The organism is Schaalia odontolytica (assembly GCF_031191545.1).
In the GTDB taxonomy this organism is placed as follows: Bacteria; Actinomycetota; Actinomycetes; order Actinomycetales; family Actinomycetaceae; genus Pauljensenia; species Pauljensenia odontolytica.
The window spans coordinates 1,907,024-1,924,928 of the sequence record NZ_CP133472.1 but is presented as its reverse complement, the minus strand read 5'-3'; the positions used below and the strand labels follow the sequence as shown (position 1 = coordinate 1,924,928).

11 protein-coding genes are annotated in these 17,905 nt (G+C 63.4%); 2 read left to right on the top strand and 9 right to left on the bottom strand.

The features are described 5' to 3' along the window. Positions 1-269 precede the first annotated feature (269 nt). The 9 genes from RDV55_RS08230 to RDV55_RS08190 form a co-directional block, all read right to left on the bottom strand. On the bottom strand, positions 270-3,014 hold the full coding sequence (locus tag RDV55_RS08230) for a leucine-rich repeat protein (protein ID WP_309187898.1): 2,745 nt from the start codon (positions 3,012-3,014) through the stop codon (positions 270-272). Positions 3,015-3,486: 472 nt separating this feature from the next. Then, positions 3,487-10,128, bottom strand: coding sequence for a leucine-rich repeat protein (locus tag RDV55_RS08225; protein ID WP_111823752.1), 6,642 nt, complete (start codon positions 10,126-10,128; stop codon positions 3,487-3,489). Between the two features lie 304 nt (positions 10,129-10,432). After that, positions 10,433-10,750 (bottom strand): heavy metal-binding domain-containing protein, encoded by a 318-nt coding sequence (locus tag RDV55_RS08220; protein WP_111823751.1) that lies wholly within the window; start codon positions 10,748-10,750, stop codon positions 10,433-10,435. Positions 10,751-10,882: 132 nt separating this feature from the next. Next, the gene (locus RDV55_RS08215; RefSeq protein ID WP_111823750.1) at positions 10,883-11,524 is read right to left on the bottom strand and encodes a GyrI-like domain-containing protein; all 642 of its coding nucleotides are present in this window, start codon (positions 11,522-11,524) and stop codon (positions 10,883-10,885) included. 472 nt (positions 11,525-11,996) lie between these two features. Next, positions 11,997-12,641 carry a DarT1-associated NADAR antitoxin family protein gene (locus tag RDV55_RS08210; protein WP_111823749.1) on the bottom strand — a complete coding sequence of 215 codons (645 nt, stop codon included), beginning with the start codon at positions 12,639-12,641 and terminating at the stop codon, positions 11,997-11,999. A gap of 206 nt (positions 12,642-12,847) precedes the next feature. After that, complete coding sequence (locus tag RDV55_RS08205; protein ID WP_111823748.1) at positions 12,848-13,213, bottom strand: iron ABC transporter; 366 nt, start codon at positions 13,211-13,213, stop codon at positions 12,848-12,850. Between the two features lie 166 nt (positions 13,214-13,379). Then, positions 13,380-13,559, bottom strand: coding sequence for a DUF8730 family Cys-rich protein (locus RDV55_RS08200; RefSeq protein ID WP_111823747.1), 180 nt, complete (start codon positions 13,557-13,559; stop codon positions 13,380-13,382). Positions 13,560-13,651: 92 nt separating this feature from the next. After that, positions 13,652-13,957, bottom strand: a complete 306-nt coding sequence (locus RDV55_RS08195; protein WP_111823746.1) for a metal-sensitive transcriptional regulator — start codon at positions 13,955-13,957, stop codon at positions 13,652-13,654. Between the two features lie 9 nt (positions 13,958-13,966). Beyond that, positions 13,967-15,637 carry an FAD-dependent oxidoreductase gene (locus RDV55_RS08190; protein ID WP_111823745.1) on the bottom strand — a complete coding sequence of 557 codons (1,671 nt, stop codon included), beginning with the start codon at positions 15,635-15,637 and terminating at the stop codon, positions 13,967-13,969. 238 nt (positions 15,638-15,875) lie between these two features. Between RDV55_RS08190 and RDV55_RS08185 the strand changes: the two genes are divergently transcribed. Together RDV55_RS08185 and RDV55_RS08180 are read left to right on the top strand one after the other, a co-directional pair. Beyond that, positions 15,876-16,520 carry a hypothetical protein gene (locus RDV55_RS08185; protein WP_111823744.1) on the top strand — a complete coding sequence of 215 codons (645 nt, stop codon included), beginning with the start codon at positions 15,876-15,878 and terminating at the stop codon, positions 16,518-16,520. After that, positions 16,504-17,634, top strand: coding sequence for an ImmA/IrrE family metallo-endopeptidase (locus tag RDV55_RS08180; RefSeq protein ID WP_165835852.1), 1,131 nt, complete (start codon positions 16,504-16,506; stop codon positions 17,632-17,634). Before RDV55_RS08185 ends, RDV55_RS08180 begins: the two co-directional genes overlap by 17 nt. Positions 17,635-17,905: the final 271 nt, after the last annotated feature.

Sequence of the window (17,905 nt, the reverse complement as noted above, 5' to 3'; positions counted from 1 at the left end):
GAGGGGTCGACCTTACGGTCGACCCCTCGGCATATCCCATCAACACAGTGCAAGTTCTCCCAGAAAGCTCCTTGAAAAAGTTTCGCCGGCATGTCCCGAGCCCGTGTGGCCCGTGCCGTATTCCTTTGTGACGACTCCTAATGTAGGAGACCAACCTTGTGACGAAGACAAAACAACCTGAGAAACACCTGGGATTTTGGAGCCGACACCTCCGGGGAAGCCGAAGGTGCCGGCGCGGTGACATAGGATTCACCGTCTGAATGCGGGTTCTAGCCGATCAGCTCGCCCATCTGCGAGAAGGTGTACCAACTCGAGAAGATCCGCAGTCGGCCCGTGGCCATCACGCCGCTTCCGTTCTTCAGGTAGTACCAGGACGAAGCATCCTTAAGCCAACCCGTGGCCATGGCACCCGTGTTCGGATCCAGGTAGTACCAGGACGAACCATCCTTGACCCATCCGGTCTGCATCTTCCCCGTGGCCGGGCTCAGGTAGTACCAGGACGAAGCATCCTTAAGCCAACCCGTGGCCATGGCACCCGTGTTCGGATCCAGGTAGTACCAGGACGAACCATCCTTGAGCCAACCGGTTTGCATCTTCCCCGTGGCCGGGCTCAGGTAGTACCAGGAGGAGCCGTCGAGAACCCAGCCGGAGGCCTGCTCGCCCGAGAAGCCGTGGTAATACCACGCGCCCCCCTCGAAGAACCAGCCGGTGCGCATGTTTCCTTTGGCAGTAAAGCGGTAGGTCTGTCCGTCGATCACGAGCGAGGTGCTCGTGGCGCGTGTACCGTCCGCGTAGTGGTACTGCCAGCTGCGACCGCTGCGCACCCACTTTCCATGCTTGGGCGCCGAGGCCGAGGAGGCCTTGAAGGTCACGGTCGTCGAGCTCACGAGTTTCGATTCGTCACGCACGTCGATACGCGCGACGATGCCGTCGCTGGCCGGGGTCCAAGAGAAGGAGCCCGTCGAGGTGGCGGTGTCCGAGCTTTCTGACATCGCGGCCCAGTCCTGCAGGACGGTTTCACGCCCGTCGGACTCGATCTGGACGAGACGCATCTGGCGTGTGCCCAGGACACCGGCCTGAGCGGAGACAGACACCGTCGTCGGGACGCCAACCGCTGAGGTGAGCGTGTACCCGGCCCCGGCCTCGTCGATGCCGGTGCCCGATACACTCAGGGCCGGCTCGGCGTACTCGAAGAGGTTGGCCGTGTTGTACCCAGCTTGCTTCATGGCAGCCTCAGCGATCTGCCACGCCTGAGAGCCCCTGGGAGCTGCGACGTAGACGGCGGTGTCGGCCTTCAGGTCGGCCGCCATATCCTCGGCGAGCTTGAGCTCCTTCACGGTCGAAGGCAGGACCAGAACGCGGGGCGTGTCAAACCAGAAGGTGAAGCGAGTCATCCCCTCGCCGAAGAAGGCGCTGTCGGGACGTCCGTTGGTGGCCTTACCCTCGTAGTAGAATTCGCCATCGGATCCGCCTCGCACGATGACGTGACGCGGGGTCGGGGTGTTACGCGGAGTCATCCACAGTTCCGTGACCTGAGAGCCCAGTTCGATCATGTCCAGGCCGTTGTTGACGAGGCCGCGGGCCACCTGCACGGAGTCGGGAATGACGATGTCGGCCAGGTTGTCGCAGCCATCGAAGGCACCAAAGCCAATGGTGGTCAAGCCCTCGGGAAGGACAACGCGACGCAGGGACGTGTTGTTCGAGAACGCGGAGTCAGCGATCTCGACGGTGCCTTCGGGCACCGTGAACTCGGTAGCCGCGTTCGTGGGCAGAGACAGGACGAGAATCTGGCCCGCGTCGGAGCGCTGGTAGAGGACGCCACGATCGACGGAAAACACGGGGTTGGCCGAAGACACAGTCAGCGAAGACAGAGACTTTGTCCCGAAGAACGCCGATTCTCCGATCGAGGACAGCCCCGCACCCAAGTGCAGGCGGGTCAGGGAACTGTTGCCAAAGAACGCGCTCTTGCCGATGCTCGTCACCGAGTCGGGCACCGTGACAGATGCAAGCGGCGCGTCCTCGAAGGCGTAGTCGGACACCGCGGTGAGGCGTTTCAGGTCCGGGCGGAAGTTCACCTCGGTCAGCGCCCTATCGTAACGGAAAGCACTGTCCGCGACCTTCGTCGTTCCACCCAGGTCGACACGCTGGAGCTTGGGCATGTACCAGAACGCCATGTCATCCATGGATTCGAAGCCGTCGGGAAGCGTCAGGGAGGTGATCTGCGCGCCCGCGAACGCGGTCTTTTCCACGTGGCGCAGGGACGAGGGCAGGGTGACGGAGGTGATCTGAGCGTAGGAGAATGCATCCACGCCGATCGTCTGGGTCCCTTCGGCGAGCGCATAGTTACCGCCGGCGTTCTTCGCTGGCGGGTAGGTCGCCAGTTGAGTCAGGCCCTTTGTGTACAGGACGCCGTCGAGGCTCTGGTAGCTCTGGTTGGCCGTGTCGACGTCAATGCGCTCCAGGCGCGGAGAGCGCGCGAAGGCGTACAGTAGAGCGCCCTCTTGCATGCTCGGGCCAACGTGGATAGAACGCAGCTTCTCCATCTCGGCAAAAGCCTCCGTGCCGACCATCTCGAGGGCGCGGGGCAGCGTGATGTGCTCCAGCGGCGTGTCAATGAAGGCGCGCTCTCCGATGTACGTCAACTGCGAGGGGTGGGCATCGTCATCCTGGAAGGTGATCTCTACGAGGGGCTGGTGAGCGAAGGCATAATCGTCGATTTCGCGCACGGACGCAGGAATCCACATCTTCGTCAGATGCGCGTTGGCGAAAGCGCTGGTGCCAATCTTGGTCACGCTCTCGGGGATGCGTACCTCGCTGGCACCACCGGTGTAGCCCACGAGCACGCCGTCGGCGTTGATGATGAAGCCGTCGGTGTCTGCGCTCAGCGAGGCGGCAGCGTTAGCCTGCCCGGCGGCGTCAGCACTGACCGCATGGGCAGCAGGCGCGCCAAGCGCAGTCAGCGACAGGGTGCCGGCAAGCGCAAACGCCAGCACCGCGAACTTTGAATGGGACATCTGTGAACCCCTAAATTAGCATTCGGTAGGAGAAGGCCTCGCATTGCGATCAAGGCCATTGATGTCAAACATATCGCTTTTTAGGGTTTTCGGATACCCCTACGACCCTTTTCTCAACATATGTCGGCCGATTCACCCGCATCTGCGCAAGTAGTAGCATACTTATCCCCTTCATAGAAGCCTGGCATCACCCAGCTGATTCACCTCCTTCTCATCGAGTTTATCTAGGGTTTTGTTGCATCTTTCCACTCAATCTGTCAAGAATGCCAACAACCTATCTTGATCCCATCTGACAACGGTCTCAACCGCCCGTTATGCAGGCGATTTACTTCATGATCGACCGAATGGTCGAACAAGATGCGCACGTCGCACCCTGGGTTGACCCGCCATGGCGACAAATGACGAATGGGTGGCGAGACAAGCACACGCCCCCGGATGATCTCCGGGGGCGTGTGGGAAGCCTGGTAACAGGTCAGTTCATCAGCTGTCCTGAGTCAGCAAAGCGATAGGAACGCCAGCCGATCCGCTGGGAGCCGGTGGCCATCACTCCGCTGCTCGGGTCGAAGTAGTACCAAGCTCCGTCCAGCTGCAGCCAGCCGGTCGCCATGGCACCACCCGCGGGGTACAGGTAGTACCAGGAGACCCCCAGTTGCAGCCAACCGGTGACCATCGCACCGGAGTCGGTGCTCAGGTAGTACCAGGCACCGCCGTCCTTGACCCATCCGGTCGTCAGAGCACCACTGGGCTGCATGAAGTACCAGGAGGACCCATCCTTCACCCAGCCGGTCGCCATCGCGCCACGTCCGGGCGTCAGGTAGTACCAGGTCGGACCCTCAAGCAGCCAACCGGTGACCATCTGACCGGACGCCGGGCTCAGGTAGTACCAGGACGAACCATCCTTGACCCAGCCACTCGCCTGGGCACCCGACGCATCATGGTAGTACCACGCACCATCCTCACTCGCCCAGCCGGTGCGCATGTAGCCATCCGCACCAAAGCGGTAGGTGGAGTTGCCGATCTGCACCTTCCGACCCGCCGGGTAGGTCCCATCCGCATAGCGGTACCACCAGCCGGCCGAATCGCTCACCCACCGGCCATCCTGCTGAGCAGGAGGCTCCGGGGACGGCGCAGGCGTCGGATCAGGGGTTGGCGCAGGCGTCGGATCAGGGGTTGGCGCAGGCGTCGGATCCGGGGTCGGCTGCGGCTCGGGCGTGCCCGGCTGCTTCAGCACGAGAGTGTTCGTCAGGTAGGAGGCGTCGCGCACCTGAACACGCAGGCTCGCGTCCGCCGCCGACGGGGTCCATGGGAAGGTCACCGAGGAGGCCACCGCGCGGTCCCCTCCGTCCATCACCGTCGTCCAGTCACGCACGAGCGTCTCGGTGCCATCCGCGCCGATCTGAACGGCGCGCACCTGCTGGGTCGCGGCGATACCACCGGCAACCGTCGCTGTCACGTCGACCGATGCCCCGGCCTCGCCCGAATACGTGTAGCTTCCCCCGGCCTCGGCGATTCCCGCGCCGGACAGGGTCATCGATGCTGCCGTAAACGTGTGCAGGTGGGAGGCGTCGATGCCCGCGGCCTCAAGAGCGGCCTTGGCGACGTTCCACGCCGGCGTTCCCTCGGCCGCGGCGACGTACACGTGCGTGTCTGCCTTCTTCTCGTCGCTCAGCTCCGGCTCAAGGTCGAGGCGGGTCAGCGTCGAGGGCAGGACGAGGACACGCGGGACGTCCACGCCGAAGGACACTCGGGTCATGCCCTCACCGAAGTAGGCGCTCTGGCGACGGCCATTGGTGGGTCGGCCGTCGTACACGAAGGAGCCGTCGACGCCGCCGCGCACGACGATGCGACGAGGCATCGGAACCCAGCTGCCTTCCATGCGGATCGAGCTCACCTTGGTGCCGTACTCGACGACCTCCAGGGAGTTGCCGACGACGCCGGTCGAGCGCTCGACCGAGTCCGGGATGACCAGCTCAGTCAAGGCACTGGTGCCTGCGAACGCATCGTCGCCGATCACCTTCAACCCCTCGGGCAAGACAACGCGCGTGAGCGTCTTGTTGTTGGCGAAGGCCGTTGCGCCGATCTCGACCGTGCCCGCGTGCACCGTGTAGTCGGTGAGCGTGTTGGCAGCCGGGGAGAGCATCAGGTGCAGGCCGTCGTCCACCTTGCGGTACAGGACGTTGTTTTCGGCGGAGTACACCGGATTATGGGTGGACACGGTCAGCGTCGCGATCTTGCGGTCGTTGTACAGGGCGGTCACTGCGAAGGAGGTGACGCCCGCACCGATGTGGAACGAGGTCAGGGCCGTGTTCTCCGAGAACGCCTGCTCGCCGACCGTGGTCACTGAGTCGGGCAGCGACACCGAGGCGGGCGCGGTGCGACTAAACGCGAAGTCGCCGATCGTAGCCAGTCGTCCCAGCTCGGGGCGGAAATTGATTCCCGCCTTGGCCTTCGTGCTTTCGAAGGCGCTACCGCCCACCGTGATCGTGCCGCCCAGGTCGATGCTGTCAAGCTTGTCGGCGGAGCAGAAAGCGCACACGCCCAGGGTCTCGAATCGTTCGGGGAGAGCCACCGCGGTTAGCGCGGAGAGGCGGAAGCCCTCTTCGCCGATGGAGCGCAGGGAGTCGGGCAGCGTCACGCTCGTGATGGACGCCTTCTGGAAGGCGCGATACGCGATCGTCTGCACCCCGTCCAGGACCGTGTAGGCCCCGCCTGCGTTCTTCGCCGCCGGGTAGATGAACAGCTTCGAGTGGTCCTTGGAGTACAGGACGCCGTCCACGCTGTCGAAGTTCGGGTTCGCAGGGTCGACCTCGACGCTCATGAGCGCGCTGGTCTCCGCGTAGCCGCCGGTCACCGAGGAGACATCGACGTTCGGGCCCAGCTTGATCGAGGTGAGAGCCGAGTTGTAGTCGAAGACCCCAGCGCCTATCGTCACGACGGAACGCGGCAGCTCAATAGCCTGAAGACTCGTGTTCGCAAACGCGCGGTCGGCGATCGTGGTCAGCTGGGCGGGGCGGGCCGCGTCGTCGGCGAAGCTGATCGTCTTCAGCGAGCTGTAGATGAAGGCCTCCTGGCCGATCGATCGCACCGAGGCAGGGATCGTCACGTTCTCCACGCTGGAGCTCGCGAAGGCCCGCTCGCCGATGGAGGTCACGGTCTCGGGGATCGTCACGTCCGTGGCGGAGCCCTTGTACTTCACGAGGACGCCTTCCTCGTTGATCTCGAAGTCGTCGGCGTCAGCGGCGCGCACGGTCACGGGGATAGTCGCGGTCTTTACCGCGCCGGCCCCAGTGGTGACGGTGGCGGTCAGCGTGCCGGAACCCGCGTGATCGCCAGCGGTCAGTGTCGCCTTGCGCGTGTCGGTGTCGGCGACAACCGTGGCCAGGTCGGCCGGCTCCACGCTCCACGTCACAGCGCGGTCCTTGAGCGAGGGAGCCAGGTACACCTTCACGGGGGCGCTCTCACCCACCTTGACGCTCACCGCCGCCTCGGCGGCCTCAATACCCGCGTCTTCGGAGATGGTACGCACGTGGACCTGCGCGCTGGCAGACAGTGTCGGCTGGGATGCGTCGGTCGCGGTGATCGTCGCGTCGCCGGCGGTCAGCGTCTGGACCTCGCCGTTGTCGTTCACGGTCGCCACGCCCTCGTTCGAGGAGGTCCACACGAGGTCGGTGACGTTGGCGTTGGTCGGCTCATAGGAGGCGCTCAGCGCGACCGTCTCGCCCGCGACGACCGAGGAAGACTCAGGCGTCACAGACAGGGAGGTCATCGGGATCGTGTGGAAGCGGATCACCTGACGTGCCTGGTTCTTTCCCCAGTCCCATGCGAAGAGGTAGGCGGTTGCCGGGTCGGAGGAATCCGCGCGGTCGATGAGGTCTGCCCACTTGATCTCGTAGTGCTTGGCGTAGGTGCCGTCGGCCTGGCGGTTGGCACCCACGGCCTCCTTCTCGTCGTAGTATCGACGCGAGGTCAGCGACTCGGAGAAGGCGATGCCCGCCAGCGGCGAGTCGTCGGTGACGTCGAAGGAGACGACGCGCGCATCCCCCTCGCCGGTCACGACCAGGTTGGAGATGACGGGAGCCTGGGTGTCCAGGGTGAAGTCCCACGTCATCTGCTGGGAGACGCTCGAGGGAGCGACCGAGGCCGCGTCGATCGTCAGCTTGTAGCGGCCCGCGGGCAGCTCCTTGCCGTCCTTGTCGAATCCGTCGAAGACAGGGTTGTTGCCTTCCTGGCTTTCGATGGGCTCGATCCTGCTGGCGTGATAGTTGAACAGGGACTTGCGGGCGCGCTCGAAGGTGTACTCGCGCACGACGTCGCCGGCCTCGTTCGTGTAGGTGTAGGTCACCTTCGGGGAGTTACGCAGCAGGCAGGTGCGCGGCAGGAGACGCGAAGGGGCGTCGGGCAGCGCCGAACGCGACATGATGAAGTACGCGGGGTCGACCGCGCGCACGTCGTCGATCTCCTGGCCGACGAGCGGGTTCAGCGCGCCGAGGGGCACCTCGGTCGCGGGGTTGAGCAGCGTCGAGGCGCAGGAGTGGACCGCGTTGGTCGTGCCGTCGAACCACTTGGCGTCAAAGACGGAGGGTGAGCCCCAGGAGCCGTAGAAGCCCATGTAGGGAACGGTGAGGTCGGGGGCACCATCAGTGCTCTCGAAGGTGACCGCACCGTCGATGAAGGTGCCCTTGGGGGCGTTCGCGTTCGCGTACGAGGCGAAGGCTGCCTGCGGGGTCACGGTGACGCTCACGGTGGAGGTGCCCTTGGCGGGCACGGTCACGGAGTCCGCGGAGAAGGTCAGGTCGATGCCCTGCCCCGCCCAGTTCTTGGAGTGCTCCGTGAACAGGCCGCCATCGACGATCTCGGAGAGTGCCTGGCCGCCCAGGGTATAGGTGCGAGCGGTGTCGGAGACGTTCGTCAGAGTGACCTGGAAGGTCCAGCCGTTCGTGCCCTCACCCAGGTCGGCCTTGGGGCGCCACGGGTTTTCCGCGCCCACGACGCTGGGGTAGACGAACGTGGTCGTGGCCGCGAGCGCGTCCACCTGGCCGGCACCCACGCGGCGAGGCGAGTAGTACGCACCATTGTTCTGGTCGATGTCGAGCAGCGGGTGGGCGGTGCCCATCATGAGGTTGGTGACGACCGCAGTCTTATCGGCCTCCGAGAGGCCTGCGAAGGCCGGATCCTCGTTCACGCGCTGGCGAACGAGGGCGGCGATGCCGGCGACCTGCGGGGTCGCCATGGACGTTCCCGACATGGAGCGGTAGGTGTTGCCCAGGACGGCGGCAACGATGTTGCCGCCGGGGGCGGCGATCTCGGGCTTGAGCTTGAGGTCGGGGGTGACGCCCCACGACGTGAAGTCGGAGATCGACGGGTTGGTTGAGGCGAGCTGCAGGCCCGAGTGCGGGTTCGCAATCGTGATGGAGCCTGACTCGCTGGCCTTGATGGCCTCGATGAGTGCGTCCTTCTCCTTCTGGGTGATGGTCACGGTCGGCATCGTGTGGGTGGCCTCGATGGTGGCCACGTACGGGTTTTCTGCGACCTCGGAGTCGCCGATGATGAGGGCGGCGGGCTTGGAGGCGAGCTGCGTGAGGCCCTTGACCTTGGCCTCGTGGGTCATGTCCGCGCCGGTGGCGCTGTCGGAGCCACCGCGGTCTTCCAGGACGATGACCTTCGAGAGGTCGCCGGGGTGCTCGGCCACCAGCTTGTCGAGGGCTGCCGCGTCACCAATGCCGGCGTAGACGAGGGTGTAGGTTCCCTCCTCGATGTCCGTGAGGCTCGGCACGACGGCATCCTTGAGGCCGCGGGACTTGCGGTAGACAACCTTGCGATCCCCCACCGTCAGGTAGGGCAGCGCGTCCTGGTTGTTGACCGAGGCAACGGCCAGGGTCGAGCTGTAGGACGCGGGTTCGGAGAGCGTGCCCGCGTCGGGGTCGGTCGCGTAGGGGCGGTTCTTGCCGCTCTTGTTGGAGTAGGCGCTCGAGTAGGAGTTGCCCGCGGCGGCGTTGACGGTCACGCCGGCGGCGGCGAGGTTCTTGTAGACCTCCGCGTACATGGTTCCGGCCTCGGTGCCCATGCCTGCGTCCTCGCCGAGAGAGAGGTTGATCGAGTCGGGCTTGATGACGACAGCGTCGTCGAGGGCCGCCAGGACGGTGCTGTCCGGGATCGATCCGTCCTTGTCGGAGGCGACCTTCGCGACGATGATCTGCGCGTGGGGTGCGGTGCCCTGCAGGTCGGCTGCGTTGGCGGCGGCGATCGCGGCGACGTGGGTGCCATGCGAGAGGTCCTTGCTGGACTTGGGCAGCACGTCGGGGTCGTTGTCCGCGTAGTCGAAGACGAAGGGGATCTTCTTGTTGATGTAGCTGCCGGTCTTGCCGTGCGGGAGCGTGGCGGCGAGGGCCTCGACGTCGGCCTGGCTCATGCGCACGTCGACACCGTCCATGGAACCGGAGAAGGCCTGGTGGGTGGCCTCGATGCCGGTGTCGATGACCTCGACGACCTGGCGGTCGCCCTTCTGGGTGGTCTGGTTGGCGCGCGTCATCTCCAGGGAGGATGCGTTCTGCAGGGCGGGATCCACGGCATCGGTACCCAGTGTGCCCCCGTCGCCCTCGACGACCATGGGCTTGTGGTGGCGCTCGATGAAGGCGGCCTTCACGCCCTCGGTCGCCTCGATGGCATCCAGGGACGAGGCCGGGGCCTGGATCGCGAAGCCGTCCAGAACGTGCGTGTAGTCCCGCACGTCGGTGATGTCCGCACCGGGAACCACGGCCTCGACCGCGGTCTCGATGCGGTCTTTGACCGTCTCATGCTTGGTCGAGGAGGACAGCCCGAAGACGCGGCGGTACCACGGGATGCCGACCGCTCCATCTTCGAGCTGGACGATGATTGTCGTCGGGGTGTCGTCGGAGGGGAAGCTCTCGGGGGTGGTGGTCGGGTTCTCCGCACCGGCCTCGTCGGCACTCCCCGACTGCGGGGCTCCGGAGCGCGCGTCGACGGAGGAGGCGGGGGCACCCGACTGGCTTTCCTCGCGTGCGTCCGCGGCGAATGCTGCCGGGATACTCACGGTGGTCATGGCGAGGGTGCCCGCGGTTAGCAGCACCAACGCCGAGGTTTTGCGATGGGACATCTATGGCTCACTTGGTTGACAACTGGGTCAGGGATAGGCCGCAGATACGGCACAACCCAGAGTCTAGGATAGGGTTACCTATCCTGACCGAGAAGCCCCGTTCGGTGTTCTTCTCACCATCCGAAGAGCGCTTTACCAAGGCACTTCTTCGACGTAAACTGACCCCCCTTAGGGTTACCTTAGCAACTATAGCCACGCATAAATTGTGCTGGTGGGGGCAAAACAACGAACCCGCCAGCGTAGGCCCATGCGAGCCCCTTTTGGCGGGTTGTTCTGCGCGAGCCGAGCGCCGCGCGAGCGACTGTCAGAGGATGACCGCGGTGCCCGTCGCGATGGCGGCAAGCATGCCGTTGTCGGCACCGGCGGTGAAGTAGTCGACCTTCACGCCGACGACCGCGTTCGCACCCATGGACTGCGCGCGTGCGCACATTTCATTGACGGCAGTCGCGGAAGCGTTACCGATCTCTTCCTCGTACTGGGAGGCGCGGCCACCGAACATGTTGGACAGGCTCGCACCGAAGTCCTTGAAAAAGTTCACGCCGGCGAAGGTCTCGCCCGACACCATGCCGATGTAGCGCTGAATCGGCGCGCCTTCAACGGTCGGGGTCGTCACTACAAGCATCATTCACTCCTTGAAACGGGGTTAACAGGTCAACACTACCCGCGTTCCCACGCTAAGGCTAGTAGGCCACTGGCCGCACGAGCACGAAGCTCCTAACACCTCACACCCGCCAGGCTGCCGCTATTCGGACTGTCAGCCTTTGCCCGCGGGTTTGATCGGATGACGCACGATGGTCTTCAGCTTGTCAGCTGCAACCTTGCGAGCGTCCGACAGATAAACCTCGTGGTGGCGCCGCTCCTCCGACAGGTCGATCTCGTAGCCTTGCTCGCGCGCGAAGGCATCCATGGCCTCGACCGTGGCAGGCTCGTCGTCGTAACTACCGACGTGCAGACACTGGACGCAGAGCCCCTCACACACCCGCAGATATTCCGCGATCGAGCAGTCAACCTTCTTCTTCGCCGTCGCTTCCTCGACCGCCCAGCCGAAGACCTCCCGTGTCACGAAGTCGGGTAGACGGATAACGGCAATCCAGTTGAAGGCTTCCTTGTGGGCGTAGTCGACCCCCTCCACGGCGTCCTGCCACCAGAAGCCTTCCAACGGCGGGACGACGAAGTCGGTATAGCCCTCGATCTGGCGGCTACCTTTCTTGCTCATTTTGATCGTGTAGGAGATGGCGTACAAGACGGCGAGCGCCTGCTGGTAGGCCCCGCCTTCTTCGTTAGGGTCGCCGCTGCCGCGCACCGCCACGTAGGTGACCGGCGGGACCTCGATGATGCCCGGCCCCTTCTTGGGGGCGTAGAGTTCCTTGTATTCCTTCTTGAAGTCAAAGGCCATGTCAAACTCCTTCGTTCGCGACAATGGTACCGCAAGTGCTATCTGTCATTCTCCTCACTCCCCTATCCGGGCGGCTAAGGGATCCGATTGTCGACTCAGTTCACGGGCGCTTCTGCGCTCCTGCGCTCCTGACGAGCGATTCCGCCATTGAACCCTGAAGCGGGGCTGCGCGTCTGGGCGGGGTGGGGGCACTGGGAATACATGAGCCGCGACTCGGTCGCCTACGGGGCAATGCTAGGCACGCTCGTCCGAGAGGGGTGTTAGCTCCCGCTGTCGCGTGGAGCAAACGGCTCACGCGGATAGGTTATGCGGATACGGATAGGTTATTCACTTGCGGATAGGTTAATAAGCTATCCACATGCTCGTGACCTATCCGGATGTTCGCAACCTATCCGCGTATGCGAGCACGGAACCCCGATCCGAGATCACACTATTCCTCCACTGTCGAACAAAGTGACAGGTCAACAAGAACCTATTGATACCCGAGTTCCAGAAACGCTCGAGGCGACTGCAGGGCATCCTCCAGAAGCCCCGCGCGGGCAAGACCCACCACTTTGGCCACAGTCCTTGCCTGACAGTTGATCGACCGCTCAGGATTATGCTCGATATCGGTGAATGCATCGAACATCATTACCTGCTCAACGAGCTTGTCATCGCGACAAAGAGCCGAGGCGTACAACCAGTCGTAAAAATAGGTCTTCGGCTCTAATGGGAATTCATGTGCAAAATACTTGAAACCGACGAGCTTTCCACTTTCCCTCAATCGCCGATCTGTTTTTGCCGCACGACTCGAGACATCGAAAAGATCAACAAACGGGCCACCATGCGCAAACACTTTTGAAGCCTGGAAAGCACATTCAACACTATAACTTCCACGTCCTGGATGCGCAATCATCAAATTGAACGCGCTTAGCTGAACTCCAAGGTCTCTTGCACTCTTAGAGGACACCTCCAGAACACGCGATGAAGGAAACTTAGCCACATACGACGCATGCAAACTTGCAATCGAACGCTGCTTCTGCTGAATAGAAGATCCAGACAAATGCTCAAAATCCACAGACAATTCCGAAACATACGGACTCTCAGAGTCAGGTACAAACACCAGCCTACGAGCCATGACGAGCCACCTTCTCACTCAACACGGTATCGAAACAATCAAGGAAAGCAAAAATGCTCAAACTCTCGAGAATTTTCACTTTCCACTGACCACAAATACCTTCATACTTATTCAAACTCCGCAACATTGCGCGCTCATTTTAGGAAATTATCCTTCACGAACAAATCGCTCGTTCCACTGCAAAGCCAGCCTGATATCAGGCTCTACTATTGCCCCCTCGCACGTCCACGATAGGCCAGCGTGCCGAGGCCGTGGGCCGCGAAGCCGAGCAGGCTATAGCCCACCCCATAGGACAGGGCGCTGACATTGAAGAACAAGAACATCGGTGCCAGGAAACACGCGAGAGGCGCGAGCAGCCACAGGAAGCTGAAGCCCTCCTTCACACCATCCCAGGTGCCGAAAACCATCGCGAGTACCGGCAGGATCGCTAGCAGAATCAGGAACGCGGCGCTCTTGACGATGTCCATCGAGTCCGAGAAGGACATGAAGCTGAACCAAGCCGCCGGCACCAGCATGTAGAGGCCGAACAGCACGGCGATACGAATCCACGTTGATCTTGTCGCCCATCTCATGAATCAATGATACGTGAATGATCAGAAAGAAGAAGGGATTCAACACCCGAGTGGCTCCGGTGACATGACTATGCGTCGATGGAGCCAGCACCAAGGCTGGACCCCATCGACATGAAGGCTGCACACCCCTCAGCGTCCCCACGAGGAGACGGCCTCGGGGCACCAGTTAGCCGCAGAAGCTTCCGAAGAGGCCGCGCTTCTTAGGGACAGCGGCATACTCCTCGTCGGTGTGCTCCTTGTTGCACCACTGATCCGCGGGCACCTTAGCCTTCACCGAGTCGATGTGTTTGCCGCAGCCCTTCCAGGTGGTCTTTCCGCATACTTCGCAGGTGGTGGGTCGACACATGATTATCTCCTTGACAGTCGCGCCTCGGATCCTTTGGGGAGTCGTTGCGCATTGATGGTTGTTCTATTCGTGATAGTAGATCTGTCGCCGCGCTAGGTCAGGCGGAGGAAAAGCTGCTCAAGCTCCTCCATCGTCACCCTGTCCCCAGCCACGAACGATTCCTTGTGCGCCGTCCGAGAGTGGGCCTCGTCTCGCGAGCCGACAGCCTCCTGCGCGCACTGCGACATGATCGTCGCTACCGCGAGGTAGCTGGCTCGTTTCATCGCGGAGTTGACGGCCGCGAACTGAGTCAAGACCTCCCGGCAGTTACCGTCCCCGCTTTCCAGCTGCTCGATGAGGGCGTCAAGCTGCCCTCGAGCGCGCTTGAGTCGGTTTACAATCTGCGTCTGCGTCGCCATGCCTCTCCCCTATTCTTTAACGAGCACCGTGGCGGCGCGGTCGCCGAGCCACGCGCGCAACGTTTGAATGCCGCCCGACAGCATGGTCACGTCAAAGCCTGCCGCGCGCACGATGCGGTAGCCGATCCAGGAGCGCACGCCGGCTGCGCACATAACGACGAAAGGTTGCTCGCCGGCGTTCTCATCGACCCAGGCGCGCACCTCGTCCAGGCGATCGCGCAGCTGCGTGTGGGGAATGTTCAGGGAGTTGGGCATGTGCCCGGCAGCGTATTCGCCGGGCGTGCGCACGTCGAGGACCGGCATGTCCTCGGTGAGGGCGTCCGGGCCGGTGAGGATGAGCTCGCCGGTCGCCACGTTGTGGGCGACCATGCCGGTCTGGTTGACGGGGTCTTTGGCCTGGCCGTAGGGCGGCGCGTAGGCCAGGTCCAGGTCGATCAGGTCGGCTGCCTTCAGTCCCGCACGCATCGCGGTCGCGATGACGTCGATGCGGCGATCCACGCCGTCGGTGCCCACGGCCTGCGCGCCAAGGATCTCGCCACCTGCGCCCACGTGCATGAGGATGTGCACGGGCTGGGCACCGGGGAAATAGCCCGCGTGCTGATTGGCGTGCGTGTGCACCGTGAAGTACTGAGTGCCCGAGGCATCGAGCGCCTGGCGGTTGGCACCGGTCATGGCGGCGGTGAGGCTCCCGATCCGGACGATGGCCGTTCCCTGGGGGCTTGGGATAGGTCGGGCGGTGGCCTCGCCGTGTTCGGCGTCGGCGATCTCGTCGGCGATGAGGCGTCCGCCGCGGTTCGCGGGACCGGCCAGCGCTACCGGACGGTCCTGGTCGCAGCCGATCGTGCCGTCGCCGATCGCGTAGATGTCGTCGGCGCTGGTGCGTCCGTGATCGTCGAGGACGACGTAGCCCTGGCGGGTCTGGATGCCAGCTGCCTCGACGACCGCAGTGTCTGGGCGGACGCCGGCGGACAGGACGATGACGTCGGCGTGCAGGACGGTGCCGTCGGAGAGGGTCACGACATCGTTGTTGTCAGCCTGGGCGATGGCCTGGGCGGCAACGCCCGCGTGGACGTGCACGCCCAGGTTTCGCAACTCTCGGGTAACCAGCGTTGCCATCTCGACCTCGAGCGGCGGCAGGACGTGCTCGGCGAGCTCGACGAGGTGGGTTTCGAAACCGCGAGCGGCGAAGGCCTCGGCGGCCTCGATGCCGATGAATCCGGCACCGAGCACGATGGCGCGGGTGCCCGAGGCTTCGCGCAGGGCGAGGGTATCGTCAACCGTGCGCAGGGTGTGTACGCGCGGGGAGTCGAGGCCGTCGATCGGCGGACGGGCGGCGAGCGCGCCGGGTGAGAGGATCAGGTAGTCGTAGGAAAGCGTGTAGGCCTCGCCGGTGCCCGTGTTAGAGACCGTGACGCAGTGGCCGTCGGGGTCGATCCCGCTGACCTCGGAGTTGATGCGCACGTCCAGGTTGAGGGCTGCCTTGAGGGATTGCGGGGTGTGCAGGAGGAGCTTGGCGGAGTCTTCGATCTCGCCGCCGACGTAGTACGGGAGGCCGCAGTTCGCAAAGGACACGTAGTTCCCCCGCTCCAGGACGATGATCTCGGCGCCCTCGTCGCGCCTGCGCAGGCGCGCCGCCGCACTCATGCCACCGGCGACTCCGCCGACGATGACTACTCGCATGTTCCGCTCACTTTCTGTCTCCAATGCCGAGGCACCTGCCACAACGAGACCAATAATACCCCTGGGGGTATTAGGAGGCAACGGTAACTCCACGCCCAACCATCACGACATCGCGCCTCAGCACACAAGACCCCGGGTTTCCAGCAAACACCCGGGGTGGGAATACGTGGGCATCACCCCATGGCGGAACATGTTTTTTTGACGCATAATATTCCCCGTAGGTACGAGGAGGAGTGTTATGCTCGAAAAGGACATGATTGCAGTTATCCAGCACGCAGCCGAAGCTCTCTCCCCTGCCATGTGGGCCGCACATGGGGCAGCGCTTCAGGACGCCGATTCGCGTATGCGCGGCCTCGCGCACGAGAGATACCCTGCGCTGCGTCCGCTCGTCGCGCGCGCGAGTCTGCGCGAGTTCCTGATGGCCGATGAGATTCTGCCTCCGGGGTGGCGTGTTGCCGGTAGGCCGCAGCAGATGGCGCAACTGATCATAGAATCGGACGATGTCACTGCGCGATTCTTGAAGGAGTCGCCGGCTATTTTCCCCGGCGGGGTTCCAGCTGCGGGCAGGAATGGGGCACGACAGGCCTTTTGGCAGCCCTCTCTCCTTGAGGTCGACAGCCCGATGCCTCAGTTAAACCTTCTGCTTCTGTGGGACTACAACACCCCTGGCAGCGCGGATGACGGTTTCACCCTGCGCCTGGTTCACCCGAAGGGGCCGGGTAGATACCTGGGGAGGACTCCTATCGATGCGAGCATTCCCCTGAGCGAGGACCTCAACTGGCTGAAGTCTTTGCGGTTCACTGATGCGCAAGAGGACACGCAGGAGGATTTCTTCGCGCAGATCGACGCCGACGAGGCTGAGGGACATGGCTTCGCAGGCTAACTACTACGGTGGGCGCCTGGGGGTTCTCCTTGACCTGGAGGGGATAACGCAAGCACAGGCAGCCGAGCGGCTTGGAGTATCGCAGGGAGCTGTCTCGAAGGTAATCCACGGCGTATCACCACTTTCCGAGGACCTGGCTGTTCGGCTCGCCGCCGAATTCACCGTTCCCCCCTCGTTCTTTGCGCGCGTGCCGCGTCCATCAGATGCTGCTGCGGTGACGTTCCGCAAGAAGGTATCAACGAGAGCCTTCGAGGAGCGTAGGATCGGCGCGCTCGCGCAGCTTGCGGGAGATCTGTGGCGTGCAGCGTCGCAGCGTTCGGGATACTATCCGTTCACACCTCCCGACGTTCTGGACATGGATGCGGACGACGCAGCCACGGCGGTCCGTGAGGCCGCAGGATTAGGAGCGGACGCCCCGGTCGCATCGATGACTCGCATGGTGGAGCGTATGGGCGTTGCGGTCGTCGCAAACCTGGACCCACAACGTTCCTATGGAACGACAATGGCGGGCGTATCGCGCCCCTCTGCCAGCGAGAATCGGCCCGTGATAGCAACCTTGGGACCCGATCGGGGCGACGTACAGCGTATGACGATCGCCCACGAACTCGCTCACCTGCTCTTCGACCACGACCTGGTGACCCCTCCTCGTGCGAGGTCGCCACGTGAACGCATGGCCTTCGAATTCGCGGGAGCGCTCCTCCTGCCGGCAACCCCCATGCGCGCGTCAATTGGCGAGCGGTCGACGATTCCCGATTACATGCGCCTCAAGGCACGATTCGGGGTGTCACTCATGGCCATCGTGAAGCGCGCCGAAGGGCTACACCTGATCTCGCCCGGACGCGCGAAGAGCATGTACGGACAGATCAACGCGCGCGGCTGGCGCCTGAACGAACCTGTTGACGTCCCCGCCGAAAGACCCTCACTCCTCGCCCAGGCAGCCGAACGCGCCTGGCCGGGCACCCCCTTCAAACGAATCAGCGAAGCAACAGGCGTGCCCACCACGCTTATCGCCGCTTGGATAGGCACCAACTCCAACACAGCCCACCGGCAGCAGGGCGCCGAGGTAATCAACCTCGCCGCTAGACGAGCGACACTCTCAACTACCTCACGATGACCCGCCCCAGACCATACTCCGGCGAGACCCACATGGGCGCTCGAGGGAGTCATTTTGCGCTGGGCGCATGAACAGTGCCCGTTATGGGTGTATGCTCGGTCACTCAGGAGTGGCGTTCTGTCTGGGCGCGGCACTACCAGGCCTTAGCCAGCGCACCGATCAACGATCGCCACAGCCACAAAGGCCGACAAGACGTGATACCCTTCTTCACGAGCAATTCTTTCGCCTGCTCTCGCGCCCCTGCGTTGCAACCGCTGGGGCGCATCTCTTT